Source organism: Nocardiopsis sp. NPDC055824, assembly GCF_053616335.1.
In genome coordinates, this window is record NZ_JBSHDN010000164.1 from 1 (window position 1) to 15,404 (window position 15,404).

At 74.8% G+C, this 15,404-nt stretch carries 11 protein-coding genes; 6 read left to right on the forward strand and 5 right to left on the reverse strand.

The window, feature by feature from the left end:
* Positions 1-74: 74 nt before the first annotated feature.
* The 5 genes from ACWGL3_RS24770 to ACWGL3_RS24790 form a co-directional block, all read right to left on the reverse strand.
* Positions 75-986 (reverse strand): Gfo/Idh/MocA family protein, encoded by a 912-nt coding sequence (locus ACWGL3_RS24770; RefSeq protein ID WP_267946904.1) that lies wholly within the window; start codon positions 984-986, stop codon positions 75-77.
* A 98-nt stretch (positions 987-1,084) separates the two neighbouring features.
* The gene (gene galK, locus ACWGL3_RS24775; RefSeq protein ID WP_452461841.1) at positions 1,085-2,221 is read right to left on the reverse strand and encodes a galactokinase; all 1,137 of its coding nucleotides are present in this window, start codon (positions 2,219-2,221) and stop codon (positions 1,085-1,087) included.
* Positions 2,222-2,330: 109 nt separating this feature from the next.
* A complete protein-coding gene (gene galE, locus ACWGL3_RS24780; RefSeq protein ID WP_267946902.1) occupies positions 2,331-3,290 on the reverse strand; it encodes a UDP-glucose 4-epimerase GalE in 960 nt (319 codons plus the stop codon).
* Entirely contained in the window at positions 3,287-4,372 is a 1,086-nt protein-coding gene (galT, locus tag ACWGL3_RS24785) for a galactose-1-phosphate uridylyltransferase (RefSeq protein WP_267950546.1), read from the reverse strand. Before galT ends, galE begins: the two co-directional genes overlap by 4 nt.
* 125 nt (positions 4,373-4,497) lie before the next feature.
* The gene (locus ACWGL3_RS24790) at positions 4,498-5,292 is read right to left on the reverse strand and encodes a DeoR/GlpR family DNA-binding transcription regulator (protein ID WP_267946901.1); all 795 of its coding nucleotides are present in this window, start codon (positions 5,290-5,292) and stop codon (positions 4,498-4,500) included.
* A 193-nt stretch (positions 5,293-5,485) separates the two neighbouring features.
* Here ACWGL3_RS24790 and ACWGL3_RS24795 point away from each other — a divergent pair, with 193 nt between their 5' ends.
* The 6 genes from ACWGL3_RS24795 to ACWGL3_RS24820 all read left to right on the forward strand — a co-directional run bounded on the left by ACWGL3_RS24795 (position 5,486) and on the right by ACWGL3_RS24820 (position 15,090).
* Positions 5,486-6,784, forward strand: a complete 1,299-nt coding sequence (locus ACWGL3_RS24795; RefSeq protein WP_267946900.1) for an ABC transporter substrate-binding protein — start codon at positions 5,486-5,488, stop codon at positions 6,782-6,784.
* A 22-nt stretch (positions 6,785-6,806) separates the two neighbouring features.
* Positions 6,807-7,796 (forward strand): carbohydrate ABC transporter permease, encoded by a 990-nt coding sequence (locus ACWGL3_RS24800; protein WP_267946899.1) that lies wholly within the window; start codon positions 6,807-6,809, stop codon positions 7,794-7,796.
* A complete protein-coding gene (locus ACWGL3_RS24805) occupies positions 7,793-8,713 on the forward strand; it encodes a carbohydrate ABC transporter permease (RefSeq protein WP_378554925.1) in 921 nt (306 codons plus the stop codon). Before ACWGL3_RS24800 ends, ACWGL3_RS24805 begins: the two co-directional genes overlap by 4 nt.
* Positions 8,710-10,884, forward strand: a complete 2,175-nt coding sequence (locus ACWGL3_RS24810; RefSeq protein ID WP_267946898.1) for an alpha-galactosidase — start codon at positions 8,710-8,712, stop codon at positions 10,882-10,884. The genes ACWGL3_RS24805 and ACWGL3_RS24810 overlap by 4 nt, the downstream gene beginning before the upstream one ends.
* A gap of 1 nt (position 10,885) precedes the next feature.
* Complete coding sequence (locus ACWGL3_RS24815) at positions 10,886-13,825, forward strand: glycoside hydrolase family 2 TIM barrel-domain containing protein (protein WP_452461842.1); 2,940 nt, start codon at positions 10,886-10,888, stop codon at positions 13,823-13,825.
* 200 nt (positions 13,826-14,025) lie between these two features.
* Positions 14,026-15,090 (forward strand): ferric reductase-like transmembrane domain-containing protein, encoded by a 1,065-nt coding sequence (locus ACWGL3_RS24820; protein WP_452461843.1) that lies wholly within the window; start codon positions 14,026-14,028, stop codon positions 15,088-15,090.
* The last annotated feature ends 314 nt before the right edge of the window (positions 15,091-15,404 follow it).

The following is a 15,404-nucleotide window of genomic DNA, read 5'->3' on the forward strand; positions in this document are numbered from 1 at the left end:
GGCCGGTGCTCCCGGCCGGGGCGGTCCTCCCGGGGCCGTGGCCCCGGGGCACACGTCCGGAAGGCCACCGGGTCCTACCCGGTGGCCTCGTCCACGCCCACGGCCCGGCCCAGCGACACGGACCTCTCGGCGGCCTCCAGCACCGCGACCACGTCCCGGCCGAAGCGCACGTCGCACGGCTCCTCCGCGCCGCCGATCCGGGCGGTCAGCCGGTCGACCGCCGTGCCGAACGCCTCCACCGCCGACCGGTCGCCGCCCGGCGCCGGGACCCAGCCCCGTTCGCCGTGCAGGACGATCTCGAAGGCCTTCGCCTCCGGCGGGGCGTCGAGGGTCACCGCGAACGAGCCGACGGCCCCGCCCTCGTGCTGGGTGAGCATGTGCGTGGTGTGCCTGGGTCCGGCCAGGGCCGTCACCCGGGTGACCGGGCCGAGCACCGGCAGCACCACCGACAGCACGTGGGGGCCCACGTCCCACAGGCCGCCCCGCTCCCGGCGCCACGGTGAGGCGCCGTACGGGTTGCCGGGCTGGAAGATCGACGCGAACAGGGTCGCCCGGACGCCGTGCCACCCGCCCTCGGCGGCGGCCGAGCGCACGAACTCCTCGACGCTGTCCGAGAAGCGGTTGGTGAAGAACACCACCGACGCCAGGTCCCGCGCCGCGACCTCGGCGGCGAGTTCTCCGGCGGCCGCGGCCGAGAGCGCCACGGGCTTGTCGAGCAGGAGGTGCTTTCCGGCCCGCGCCGCGCGCAGGGCCAGCTCGGCCTGCACGTCGGGCGGCAGGGCGATCGCCACGGCGTCCACGTCGGCCAGCAGCGCGTCCACGTCGTCGTACGCGCGGGCGCCGTAGCGGTCGGCGAGCGCCGCGGCCTTGGCCGGGTCGCGTCCCCACACACCGGCGAGGACGGCGCCGGGGTGCGCGTCCAGTGCCGCGCCGTGCGTCTCCGCCGCCCAGTGGCCGGTGCCCAGCAGTCCGAACCTGAGGCCCATACGGTTCTCCCTTGTTGTCGTTCGGCCGCCATTGTGCAGGGGGGCGCCCCCGCCCCGGACGACCGGCCCCTCGCTCCCGCGCTGCGGCCCGGGAGGTGTCAGACGACGCGGCGCGCCCCCGCGGAGGGGACGGCCTCGAAGACCCCGGGTTCGGCGAAGCCCCGCTCCCGGTAGGCCTCCCGTACGGCCTCCTCACAGCGTCGCGCCCCGTCGGCCGCCACGAGCGCGATCACGCAACCGCCGAACCCCCCGCCGGTGATCCGCGCGCCCAGCGCCCCGGCGGCCAGGGCGGCGTCGACGGCGGTGTCCACCTCGGGCACGGTGACCTCGTAGTCGTCGCGAAGGGAGGCGTGCGAGGAGGTCAGCAGCGGGCCGACCGCGCGCACGTCGCCGGAGCGGAGCAGCGACACGGCCTCCAGCACCCGCGCGTTCTCGGTCACCACGTGGCGCACCCGCCTCCGGGACAGGTCGTCCGGCAGGGCCGCCAGGGCCCCCGGCAGGTCGGCGACGTCGCGCAGGGCCGCCAGCCCCAGGGCCCGGGAGGCGTCCTTGCAGGCGCGGTGCCGGTCGGCGTAGTGGCCCTCCACCAGCCGGTGCGGGGCGCGGGTGTCCACCACCAGCAGGGAGAGCCCGTGCTCGCCGGGGGCGAAGGGCACCTGCTCGGTGTCCATGGTGCGGGTGTCCATGAACAGGGCGTGGCCCTCGGTGGAGAGCATGGACGCCGACTGGTCCAGGATCCCGCAGGGCATCCCCACGAAGTCGTTCTCCACCCGCTGGGCCAGGCGGATCACCCGGTCGGGCGGGAGGTCGGCGCCGTGCAGGGCGGCCGCGGCCATGACCACCGCGCACGTGAGCGCGGCGGAGGACGACAGCCCCGCGCCGGTCGGGACGGTGCTGTCGACCAGCAGGTCCAGCCCGCCCACCGGGTACCCCTCCCGCCCCAGGACCCACAGGGCGCCGGCCGGGTAGGCGGCCCACCCCTCGACCGCGCCGGGGACCAGCTCCGCCAGGGAGGCGCGGAACTCCCCGGCCGTCTGCCCGGACCGGAACCGCACGGCGCCGTCCGGGCGCCGGGAGGCGGCGGCGGTCAGGGCGAGGGGGAGGGCGAGCGGGAGCACGAACCCGTCGTTGTAGTCGGTGTGCTCCCCGATGAGGTTGATGCGGCCGGGCGCGGTCCACACGCCCTCCGGGCCGTGGCCGAACGCCGCGCGGAACGCGGACGACACGTCGCTCATGTGGTGGTGCCCTCTCGTCTGTCGGAGGCCTCGTGCCCCGTGTGCCGACCGTGTCCCCGTCCCGCCCCGGTCTCCCGCCGCGGGCCGTGTCCGGGGCCGTCCGCCGGCTTCACGGGCGGGGGAGCGCGCGGGCGAACGCCCACGCGTCGGCGACGGTCTCGTCCAGCGTGCGGGTCGGGGTCCAGCCCAGGTCCCGCCGCGCCCGATCGTTGGCGGCGACCAGCACCGCCGGGTCGCCGGGCCGGCGCGGGGAGTCCACCGCCGGGACCGGGTGGCCGGTGGCCCGCCGGACGGCGTCGAGGACCTCGCGCACGGTGTGCCCGCCGCCGGTGCCCAGGTTGACGGCGCGGTGGGTCCCCGGGACCACCCGCTCCAGGGCCCGCAGGTGCGCGTCGGCGAGGTCGGCGACGTGCAGGTAGTCGCGCACCGCCGTCCCGTCCCGGGTCGGGTAGTCGGTGCCGTACACGCGTGCGCTGTCCCGCTCCCCGGCGGCCACGCGCAGCAGGTTCGGGATCAGATGGGTCTCGGGGTCGTGCCGCTCGCCCAGGCCGAGGTGGGCGCCGGCGACGTTGAAGTAGCGCAGGCTCACGGCGCCCAGCCCGTACGCGCGGGCCCAGGACGCCAGCATGTGGTCCACGGCGAGCTTGCTCGCCCCGTACGGGTTGGTGGGCACGGCGGGGTCGGTCTCCGCGATCGGCCCGGGCGACACGGGCTCGCCGTAGACGGCGGCGCTGGAGGAGAACACCATCCGGCGGACGCCGTGGCGCCGTACCGCCTCCAGGAGCGCGAGGGAACCCGCCACGTTGGTGCGCCAGTAGGCCCCGGGGGCGTCCACGGACTCGCCGACCAGCGACTTCCCGGCGAAGTGCAGGACGGCCTCCACCGACGGGTCCAGCACGTCGGCGGCGTCCGCCAGGTCGGCGACCACCAGCCGCGCGTCCCCGGGGACGGCGTCGCGGTGACCCGTGGACAGGTCGTCCAGCACCGTCACCTCGTGTCCGGACCGCAGGAGCAGTGCGGTCACCACACCGCCGATGTATCCGGCTCCGCCGGTGACGAGCAGTCTCACTGTGCGACCTCCCTGAGGCGCCGGGCGGTGGTCTCCGGGGCGACGTCGTTGATGAACACGCCCATGCCGGACTCGGTCCCGGCGAGGTACTTGAGCTTGCCCGGCGCCCTGCGGACGGAGAACAGCTCCAGGCGCAGGCGCGCCAGGCCGCGCCGGGGGTCCCGGACCGGGGCCTGGTGCCAGGCGGAGATGTAGGGGAGGGGCGCGTCGTACAGGGCGTCGAAGCGGCCCAGCACGTCCAGGTACAGGAGGCCGAAGTCGTCGCGTTCGGCGCCGGTGAGCGAGGGCAGGTCGGGCACCGCCCGGTGCGGGTACAGGTGCACCTCCACCGGCCAGCGCGCGGCGGCCGGGACGAACGCCGTCCAGTGCTCGGTCCGGGCCACGACCCGGCTCCCCGCCTCCTGTTCGGCGCGCAGGACGTCGGCGAACAGGTCGCCACCGGTGCGCGCCCGGTACTCCTCGGCCGAGTCGAGGGTGCGCAGGGTGCGGGGGGTCACGAACGGGAGGGCGTAGATCTGGCCGTGGGGGTGGTGGAGGGTCACCCCGATCTCCGGCCCCCGGTTCTCGAAGCAGTAGACCTGCTCCACGCCCGGCAGGGCGGACAGGGCGAGGGTCCGGTCGACCCAGGCCTCCATCACGGTGCGGGCGCGCTCCGGGGAGAGGTCGGCGAACGACGCGCGGTGGTCGGACCCGAACACGAGGACCTCGCAGCGGCCCGCGCCCACCCTGCGGGAGGGCTCCAGCTCGCCGACGTCCTCCAGCTCCCGGCCGTGGTCGGGGACCAGGGAGGGGAAGCGGTTCTCGAAGGCCACCACGTCGTAGGAGGCCGCCGGGATCTCGGTCGCGCGCCCGCCGACGGAGGGGCACAGGGGGCAGTCGTCGCTGGAGGGCAGGTGGGTGCGCCCCTGCCGGTGGGAGGCGACGACCACCCACTCGCGCAGCAGCGGGTCCCAGCGCATCTCCGAGCCGGTGGCGGACGGCGGCAGGTCGCGCGTGTCGGGCGCGGGCTCGCGGGCGGCGCCGCCCTCGTCGAAGTAGACGATCTCGCGGCCGTCGGCCAGCTTCGCCGGGGTCCTGCGCAGGGGGCGGGCGGGTCCCGTGCCGGCGGGGCCGGGGGCCTCCCGCCCCGCGCCCACGTCCGCGGCGCCCACGTCCGCGGCGCCCGTTCCGTGCCGGCGCCCGGCCGGGCCGTCCTGCGGAGCGCGCGTCATCCCTGCTCCGTCCGGGGCCGCACGTCGGTGACCACGAGGCGGCCGACCCGCTCGGAGAGCGCGGCTCGTGCCGCGTCGGGGATCCCGGAGTCGGTGACGAGCACGTCGCAGCGGTCCAGCGGCGCGATGGTGCTGATCCCGACGGTGCCCCACTTGCTGTGGTCGGCGGCCACGACGAGGGTGGCGGCGGCCTCCACCAGGGCGCGGTTGGTCTCGGACTCCATGAGGTTCGGGGTGGTGAACCCGGCGCGCTCATGCATGCCGTGCACGCCCAGGACCAGGGTGTCCAGGTTGAGGCCGCGGATCGAGGCGAGCGCGAGCGGGCCGACGAGCGCGTCGGAGGGCGTGCGGAAGCCGCCCGTGAGGGCGACGGTCTGGTCCGGCCGGGCGGTGCGGTGGAACACCTCGGCCACGTGCAGGGAGTTGGTGACCACGGTCAGCCCCGGGGTGTCGGCCAGGTACTCGGCGACGAGGGCGGTCGTGGTGCCGGCCGACAGGCCGACGGCGCTGTGCGGTTCGACCAGGCCGGCGGCGGCGCGGGCGATCGCGTGCTTCTCGTCCTCCTGGCGGGTGGACTTGGCCTCGAAGCCCGGCTCCTCGGTGCGGGGGCCCTCCGGCGCGACGGCGCCGCCGTGCACCTTGCGCAGGGAGCCGCGGTGTTCCAGGACGTCGAGGTCGCGCCGGACGGTCATGTCCGACACGGCGAGGCTCTCGACGAGGTCGGCGACCCTGACGCCCCCGGTCCGCCTGACCTGTTCGAGGATCAGCTCCTGCCGTTGCGCGGCCAGCATCCGTCCCCCAAGCGATGAGTGGAAATGTTGAAAGGTGTTCGATCCAGTGTTGCAGGTTCCGCGTTCGTGTCAATAGGGGCGGTAGTGCGTGGTTTTCTGTTCGGAAAAGTTGATAAGTGTTGACAAGTGGGAGTGATGTACCGAACATGTGGAGAACTGTGATCGCCTTCACACCTGTTCGGAGGAGTCCTCGATGCACCACAGACCTCCGGGACCGCCGGGCCTGCGGCGCCGCGCCCTTCTGGGCGGCCTGGCCGGGGCCGGGGCGCTCCTGGCCCTGCCCGGCCTCACCGGGTGCGGCGCCGCGGGCCGCGACGACCCGAACACGGTCAGGATGGCCTCGAACCGGGCCAACCCCGCCCAGCGGGAGGCCGTCCGGGAGAGCCTCGGCGTGTACGAGGCCGCCTCCGGACGGACCGTCGAGGTCAACACCTTCGACTCCACCTCCTTCCAGGAGAGCATCAACAACTACCTGCAGGGCACCCCGGACGACGTCATCGGCTGGTTCGCCGGGTACCGGATGCGCTTCTTCGCCGAACGGGGCCTGATCAGCGACGTCACCGACGTCTGGGACCGGCACTTCGAGGGGGCCTTCACCGACCAGGTGAGGAGCCTGTGCACGGCCCCCGACGGCAGGCAGTACATGGTCCCCGACTCCACCGCGCCCTGGGCGGTCTTCCACCGCAGGAGCCTGTTCGAGCGCAACGGCTACGAGGTCCCCGCCACCAGGGAGGAGTTCGTCGGACTGTGCGAGCGGATGCGCGCCGACGGGCTCGAACCCCTCGCCTCCGGGATCCGCGAGGGCTGGCCCGCGATGGGCATGTTCGACCACCTCAACCTGCGCATCAACGGCCCCGAGTTCCACCTGGAACTCCTCGACGGCGACCACTCCTGGGACTCGTCCGAGGTCAGGAGCGTCTTCGGGGCCTGGGCCGAGCTCCTGCCCCACCACCAGCCCGACCCCCTGGGCCGGGGGATCAACGAGGCGCAGACCTCCCTGGTCCGCGGAGAGGCCGGGATGATGCTGTGCGGCATGTTCATCACCCACGTCTTCCCCGAGGGGGAGGACCTGGACGACCTGGACTGCTTCGCCTTCCCCGAGTTCGACCCCGAGATCGGCGCCGACGTGGTCGAGGCGCCCATCGACGGGTTCATGGTCTCCGGCGACCCGCGCAACCCCGAGGGCGCCCGCGAACTCCTCGGCCACCTCGGCTCGCTGGAGGCGCAGGAGATCTACACCGCGATCGACCCGCAGGCGCTCCCCACCCACCTGGACGCGGGCACCGGCGGGTTCAGCCCGCTCGACGCGAAGGTCAACGACATGGTCGCGAGCGCCGGCGCGCTCACCCAGTACATGGACCGCGACACCCGGCCCGACTTCGCGTCCGTCGTCATGATCCCCGCCCTCCAGCGCTTCCTGCGCCAACCCGACGACATCGCCGACCTGACCGGCACGATCCAGCGCCAGAAGCTGTCGATCTTCGGCCGGTGAACCAGAAGTGAAGGAGACAGGCATGGCGTCGAACGGCCCCCCGCCGCCCCCCGCCGCCAGGACGGACGGGCCCCCGCCCCCCGCCCCGGCGCGGCGCACCGGACGCGCCCGGCGCCCGGGGACGGGTCCCCGCCACGGGCGCGCCGACCGCGCCGCCCTCGCCCTCATGCTGGGCGTGCCCGCCCTGCTCGTGGTCGGCCTGGTGTGGCTGCCCGCGGCGGCCACGGTCCTGCTGTCGTTCACCCGGTGGGACGGCATCGGCGGCCTGGACACCATCGAGTGGATCGGCGTCCAGAACTACACGGACGCGTTCACCATCTATCCGCCGTTCGAGCCCGCACTGCGCAACAACCTCGTGTGGCTGGTGGTCCTGTTCACGGTCCCCACCCTGCTCGGGATGTTCCTGGCGGTGCTGCTCGACCGGGAGCTGCGCGGCGGCTCGGTGTACCAGAGCATCTTCTACCTGCCCGTGGTGCTGTCGCTCGCCCTCATCGGGTTCGTGTGGCAGCTCATCTACTCCCGCGACCAGGGGCTGCTCAACGCGTTCCTCGCCATGGTCGCCGACGCGCCCGCCGTGGACTGGTTCGGCAACCCGGACATCAACCTGTACGCGGTGCTGGTCGCGGCCGGATGGCGGCACACCGGGTACATCATGCTGCTCTACCTGGCCGGGCTGAAGGCCGTCGACCCGTCCCTGCGCGAGGCCGCCGCCATCGACGGAGCCGGACCCGTGCGCACCTTCACCCGGGTCGTCTTCCCGGCGCTGCTCCCCATCAACCTGGTCGTGGTCGTCGTGACCGTCATCGACGCACTGCGCGCCTTCGACATCGTGTGGGTCATCAACCGGGGCCGCAACGGCCTGGAGCTGATCTCCGCGCTGGTGACCTCCAACGTCATCGGCGAGGCCAGCAGGGTGGGCTTCGGCTCCGCGCTGGCCGTGGTCATGCTGGTGATCTCCCTGGTGTTCATCGTCGTCTACGTGTCCACCATGCTGAGAGGGGCCCAGAGGTGACCGCCGAGACCCTCCCCGAGACCCGGCGCACCGGGCCCCCGACGCGCCGGAGCCCCGCCCGCCGGCGCCTCCGCCCGGCACGTGTACTGCTGCACGCGTTCCTCGTCGTGACGGCGCTGGCCTGGCTGTTCCCCGTGCTGTGGGCGGTGGTGAACTCCTTCCGCGACTACGACTACACGGCGGTGCACGGCTACCTGTCCCTCGGCGGGTTCACCCTCGACAACTACGCCAACGCCTGGAACCAGGGCGAACTGCCGGGCTATTTCCTGAACTCCCTGGTCATCACCGTCCCCGCGGTGCTGCTCACCCTGTTCCTGTCGTCGTGCGCGGCGTTCGTGCTCTCCGCCTACTCGCGCCGCTTCAACCTGGTGATGCTCGCGGTGTTCCTCGCCGCGAACCTCCTGCCGCCGCAGGCCCTCCTCGTCCCGCTGTTCCGCCTCTACAACGCCGTTCCCCTGCCCTACTGGATCAGCGGGTCCGGGTCGCTCTACGACAGCCACCTGGGCGTCGTCCTCATCCACACGGCGTTCCAGATCGGCTTCTGCACGTTCGTCCTCAGCAACTTCATGAGGGCGATGCCCGCGTCGCTCCTCGAAGCCGCCAGGGTGGACGGGGCGACCGTCTTCCAGCAGTACTGGAAGGTGGTGCTCCCGCTGTGCCGCCCGAGCCTCGCGGCCCTGGCCACACTGCTGGTCACCTGGATCTACAACGACTTCTTCTGGGCGCTCGCGCTGCTGTCCAGCGGCGACAAGCTGCCCATCACCACCGCGCTCCAGAACCTCCAGAGCGCGTTCTTCGTCGACTACAACCTGCTGTCGGCCGGGTCGGTCATCGTCGCCCTGCCCACACTGGTCGTGTTCTTCGTGCTGCAACGCCACTTCGTGGCCGGACTGACGCTGGGAGCGAGCAAGGGATGACGTACCGCACCGTCCGCCTGAACGCGGCGGGGACCGCGCTGGTCGTCGGGGTCCCCGACGACGGCCTGCCCCACGTGCTGCACTGGGGCGCGGACCTGCCCGACGACACCGGGCTCGCCGCCGCCGCGTCGCCGCCCGCCGCCCACAACGGGATCGACGTCCCCACCTGGATGTCGCTGGTGCCCACCCAGGGGGAGGGCTGGCGCGGCCACCCCGGGATCGCCGGGCACCACGAGGGCCGGGTGACCTTCCCCGCCTGGACCGTCCGCTCCGTGACCGTCGACCCGCCGGAGGGGCCGGACGGCGGCGCGGGGGCGGGCGCCCCCGGGGACGGCGCGGGGGGCGCGGTCACCGTCCTCGCCGGGGCCGCGGGGCTGGAACTGCGCTGCGAGCTGAGGTTGGAGCCCTCCGGGCTGGTCCGCGCCCGCAACACCGTCACCAACACCGACGACGCCCCGTGGACCCTGGACTCCCTCCTGGTCACCATGCCCCTGCCGCGCGAGGCCGGGGAGGTCCTCGACCTCACCGGGCGCTGGTGCCGCGAACGCGCGCCCCAGCGCCAGGACCTCTCCATGGGCACGCGCATGCGCGCCTCCCGCCGCGGCAGGACCGGGCACGACGCCACGCTGCTGCTCACCGCCGGGACGCCCGGGTTCGGGTTCCGGCACGGCGAGGTGTGGGGGGTGCACACCGCCTGGAGCGGCGACCACGTCCACCTGGCCGAGCGCCTGCCCGAGGGGGCCGGGCACGCCGACGCGGTCCTCGCGGGCGGCGAACTCCTCCACCCCGGCGAGGTCCGGCTCGCCCGGGGCGAGTCCTACTCCACGCCGTGGGTGTTCCTGTCCTGGTCCGACCGGGGGCTGGACGGGATGTCCTCACGGATCCACCGCTGGCTGCGGGCCAGGCCGGGCCACCCCTCCACGCCGCGACCGGTCGTCCTCAACACCTGGGAGGCCGTCTACTTCGACCACGACCTCGACAAGCTCGAGCGGCTGGCCGACACGGCGGCCCGGATCGGCGCCGAGCGGTTCGTCCTGGACGACGGGTGGTTCCGGGGCCGCCGCGACGACACCGCCGGGCTCGGCGACTGGACGGTGGACACCGGGGTGTGGCCCGACGGCCTGCACCCCCTCTTCGACCACGTCCGCTCCCTGGGGATGGAGGTGGGGCTGTGGGTCGAGCCGGAGATGGCCAACCCCGACTCCGACCTGCTGCGCGCCCACCCCGAGTGGATCCTGGCCGCCGAGGGCCGCCTGCCCCCGCCCAGCCGCAGCCAGCAGGTCCTCGACCTGTCGCGGCCCGAGGCCTTCCGGCACGTGTTCGAGCACCTGGACGCCCTGGTCACCGAGTACCGGCCCGACTACCTCAAGTGGGACCACAACCGCGACCTGCTCGAACCCGTGCACGCCCCCACCGGCGCGGCGGGCACGCACCGGCAGACCCTCGCCGTCTACGAGCTCCTCGACCGGCTGCGCGAGCGCCACCCCGGCCTGGAGATCGAGTCGTGCTCCTCCGGCGGCGGACGGGTGGACCTGGGCGTCCTGGAGCGCACGGACCGCGTGTGGGCCTCCGACTGCAACGACCCCCTGGAGCGGCTGGCCCTCCAGCGCTGGACCTCCCTGCTCCTGCCCCCCGAGCTGGTGGGCAGCCACGTCGGCGGCCCCGTCTCGCACACCACCGGCCGGGCCGCGGACCTGTCGTTCCGCTGCCTCGCCGCCCTCCTCTCCCACACGGGGATCGAATGGGACATCACCGCGTGCACCGAGGACGAGCTCGGCGCCCTGGCCTCCTGGATCTCCCTCTACAAGGAGCTGCGGCCCCTCCTGCACTCGGGCGACCCCGTGCACGCCGACGCGCCCGACCCCTCCGAACAGCTCGACGGGGTGGTCTCCCGCGACGGCGGCGAGGCGGTCTTCCGGTACTCCCGGCTGACGACCTCCGCCCGGGCCCTCCCGGGACGGGTACGCCTGCCCGGCCTGCGCGAGGACCGGGTCTACCGGCTGGCGTGGCGCCGGGAGGCGGGACGGCCCTCCACCCTGCAGCAGGCGCTCCCGGCGTGGTTCTCCGAGGGGGAGGCCGCCGTCTCCGGCGCGGTCCTCGCCCGCTCGGGGGTGCAGCTGCCCAACCTCAACCCGGCCCAAGCCCTGCTCCTGCACCTGAGGGAGGTCTGACATGACCGAGACCCGCAAGCCCGCCTACCTGGAGGACTTCGCCCCCTCCGCCGGGGCCCGCGCGCCCCGCGCCCGCTTCGACGGCGACGCCCCCGCCCTGGACCTCAACGGCACGTGGCGGTTCCGGATGCTCCCCGGGGCCCCGGCCGGCACGGACGGTTTCGAGCGGCCGGACTACGACGACTCCGGGTGGGAGGGGCTGCCCGTCCCCTCCCACTGGCAGCTGCACGGCCACGGGGCCCCCGCCTACACGAACGTCGTCTACCCCTTCCCCGTGGACCCCCCGCACGTGCCGGACGAGAACCCCACCGGGGACCACCGGCGGGAGTTCGACCTGCCGGAGGACTGGCCGGAGGGGGCCGCCGCGCTGCGCTTCGACGGCGTGGACTCCTGCTTCCGCGTGTGGCTCAACGGCACCGAACTGGGCTTCTCCACCGGGAGCCGCCTGGCCGCCGAGTTCGACGCCGGCCACCTGCTGCGCCCGGGCCGCAACGTCCTGGCGGTCCGCGTGCACCAGTGGTCGGCGGCCAGCTACCTGGAGGACCAGGACATGTGGTGGCTGTCCGGGATCTTCCGCGACGTCACCCTGACCGCCCTCCCCGAGCGGGGGATCGGCGACGTCGCCGTCCACGCCTCCTACGACCACGAGGACGGAACGGGCACCCTGCGCGTCGACGTGGCCGGATCGGCGGAGGCGCTGGTCAGCGTTCCGGAGCTCGGCCTGGTGGACGCCCCGGCCGGGGTGGAGCACGCGGTCGGCCCGGTGGAGCCGTGGACGGCCGAGGAGCCCCGCCTCTACGACGCGGTGGTCGCCGCGCCGGGGGAGCGGGCGCGGCTGCGCGTCGGCTTCCGCACCGTGGAGGTCTCCGGCGGCCTGCTGCGCGTGAACGGCAGGCCGCTGCTGCTGCGCGGCGTGAACCGCCACGAGTGGCACCCCGACCACGGCCGCGCCGTGCCCCGGGAGACCATGCGCGAGGACGTCCTGCTGATGAAGCGGCACAACGTCAACGCCGTGCGCACCAGCCACTACCCGCCCCACCCCGACTTCCTCGACCTGTGCGACGAGCTGGGCCTGTGGGTCGTGGACGAGTGCGACCTGGAGACCCACGGCTTCGAGCTGGTGGGGTGGCGCGGCAACCCCTCCGACGACCCGCGCTGGAGTGACGCCTACCTCGACCGGATCGCCCGGACGGTGGGGCGGGACCGCAACCACCCGAGCGTCGTCCTGTGGTCCCTGGGCAACGAGTCGGGGACCGGCCGCAACCTGGAGGCCATGGCCGCCTGGGTGCGCGAGCACGACCCCTCCCGGCCGGTCCACTACGAGGGCGACCGCGACAGCTCCTACGCCGACGTGTACTCGCGCATGTACCCGCCGCACGACGAGGTGGACGCGATCGGCCGCCGCGAGGAGGAGGCCACCGACGACCCCGGGGCCGACGCCCACCGGCGGGGGCTCCCGTTCGTGCTGTGCGAGTACGCGCACGCCATGGGCGCCGGCCCGGGAGGGCTGGAGGAGTACCAGGAGCTGTTCACGCGGCACGAGCGACTCCAGGGCGGGTTCGTCTGGGAGTGGATCGACCACGGGATCCGCCGCCGCGGACCGGACGGCGCCGAGTGGTTCGCCTACGGCGGAGACTTCGGCGAAACGGTGCACGACGGCAACTTCGTCGCGGACGGCCTCCTCCTCCCCGACCGCACGCCCGGGCCCGGGCTGCACGCCTACAAGAAGACGATCGAGCCGGTGCGGGTCGTCCCCGACCCGGCCGCGGGGACGGTGGGGATCGCCAACACCTGGGACTTCCGGGACACGTCCGGGCTGGTCCTCCGGTGGCGCGCGGAGGAGGAGGGCGTGCCGTTCGCGGAGGGTGTGCTGGACATGCCGGTGCTCGGCCCCGGGGCGGACGCGGACGTCCCCCTGCCCGGGATGCCCGAGCCGCCCGGCGGCGGCGAGGCGTGGCTGACGGTGTCGGTCCACCTGGGCGCGGACCAGCCCTGGGCCCCGGCCGGGCACGAACTGGCCTGGGGGCAGGCCCGGCTCGCCACCGGGAGACACGGCGCTGCCGGGACGGCCGGGGCCCCGGGGCCGGTCGGGACCGCCGCACCCGCCGCCGGCACGGAGGGCGCCCTGCTCCGACTCGGCCCGGGTGTCCTCGACACGGGAACGGGCGCCCTGCTCTCCGTCGGAGGACTGCCGGTCGGGACCCCGGCGGTGGACCTGTGGCGCGCGCCGACCGACAACGACCAGGCGCGCCACGGGGTGTCCGTCGAGGTCCCCTGGCGGGCGGCCGGGCTCGACCGGATCACCTCGCGCCGCCTCTCCGCCGGGCGGGACGGCGACGCGTACGTCGTGCGCGACCGGCTCGCCCCGGCGGGAGCGGACTTCGGGATGCTCGTCGCCTACCGCTGGACCGCGGAGGGCGGGCGCCTGCTCCTGGACGTGGACGCCGAGGCCGAGGGGGAGTGGCCCTGCCCCCTGCCGCGCTTCGGCGTGCGCATGGACGTGCCCTCCTCCCTGGGCGGGGTCGAGTGGTTCGGGCGCGGCCCGGGCGAGGCCTACCGCGACGTGGACCAGGCCGCGAGGGTCGGCCGGTTCGCCAGCTCGGTCGACGGGCTCCAGACGCCCTACCTGCGGCCCCAGGAGAACGGCAACCGGGCCGACGTACGGTGGGCCGTCCTGCGGGCGGAGGACGGCACGGGACTGCGGATCGACGGGGACCCGGTCTTCGGCCTCTCCGCGCGCCGGTGGGACACGGCCGCCCTCGACGCGGCCCGGCACCCGCACGAACTGGTGCCGGACGGGCGGATCCACCTGCACCTGGACCTGGAGCACCACGGCATCGGCTCGGCCTCCTGCGGCCCGGGCGTGCTGCCCGCGCACCGGCTGGCCGCCGGCCGGCACCGGCTCCGGCTCGGGTTCTCCCCGGCGGCCCCGCCCCCCTGAGGCCTGCCCCCTGCGGCCCGCCTCCCGGGAAGCGCGGCGGCGGGGAGGTGCCCTGCCCGGGGCGCCCTCCCCGCCGAGGGGCGAGCCGTCCGGGGGGACCGGTCCGGACCGGTCCCCGGACACCCCGGGAAGAGGGGTGGCCAGGCGGGGGAAGCGCTGCTGTCATAGGGGTTCCCTCTCACGAAAGGCACCCCCCGCCCATGGCCGACACCACCGGACCCGAACGCGCCCGCCCCGGGCGCAGACCCTCCCGGATCGACGGCGCGGCACTCCGCGCCGACCTGCGGCGCGTCGTTCCTGACAGCGCCGTCGCCCTTGTCGTCACCCTCGTCATCTTCTTCGTCGTCTACGCACGCATCGAGGCGGGGACCTCGATGACGCTCATGGTCATGCCGTTCCTGTCCGACGCCGGGGAGTACTGGCTGTACTGGCTCTGCCAGGCCTTCGGGTGGTCGGGGCTCCTCTGGGCCTGGATCACCGTCATGCTCGGGCTGCTCCGCTCCACCGCGCCCCCGGCGCGGGCCCCCGTCCCGCACGCCCGCATCGAGCGCTGGCACCGCGTCACCAGCCTCACCACCATGGGACTGATGTTCGCCCACGCGTTCGCGTTCTTCCTCGAACTCGTGCGGGACAACGAGGAGGGGCTGGCCTGGGGCGGACGCCTGCTGTCCGCGTTCGTGGACGTGTTCGTGCCCGGCGGATACGCCACCGGGACCGGGCAGGTCGCGATCCTCATCGGGCTGATCGCCCTCTACCTGGCCGTGCCGCTCAGCCTCGCCTACTACTTCCGGTTCCGGACCGGGACGCGCACGTGGCGGGCGCTGCACCGGTTCGTCATCGTCGTCTACGCGCTGAGCGTCTGGCACACCCTGCTCTACGGCACGAACGTGTGGTTCGACGGCTGGTTCCGCACGTTCGTGTGGGCCCTCCAGCTCCCCGTGGCCCTGCTGCTCCTGGCCCGGCTGCTGGCGCCGCTGCGCGCGGACGAGCGCTTCACGCCCCGCGATCTGGCGGGCGGGCGCAGGCTCCGGGCGCTCGCCCGGCTCGGTGCCCGGCTGGCGGCCGCGGCGACCGTCGTCGTGCTGCTCGCCGTGACGATCACCGGCCGGGACGGGGGCCGGACCCCCGGGGCCGAGGGCGGGGAGATGCTGATCGGCCAGGACATGGTCTGGGGCGGGCTGGCCGTCCTGCTGACGGTGATCGGCGCCGTCGTGCTGTCCCTGCGCCGCCGCGAGCGCCCGGAACGGGGGGCGCGCGTGGGATAGCGGGCCGTCCGGATCCGCCGCCGGTGCGGCGCGGGCCCCGCCCCGGTGGTCTCGTACCCGTGGCCGGTCCCGGCGCCCGGCCCCGCCACGGGTACGAGGCCTCGGCGGAGGAGCCGGGGACGTCCGCGCTCCCGGGCGCCCGGGCCGGAGCGGAGCCCCGGGCGGGCACGGCACGCGGCGGGGGCGGGGCGGCCCGGGGGGGGTCCTTTCTCGGGGGGGGGGCGCCGCCGCGGGGGGGGGGGGGGGGGGGGGGGGGCCCGCGTCCCCGGGGGCCGCGCTTGCGCGACCGTGCACCCGGGGCTGCGGCGGTATCC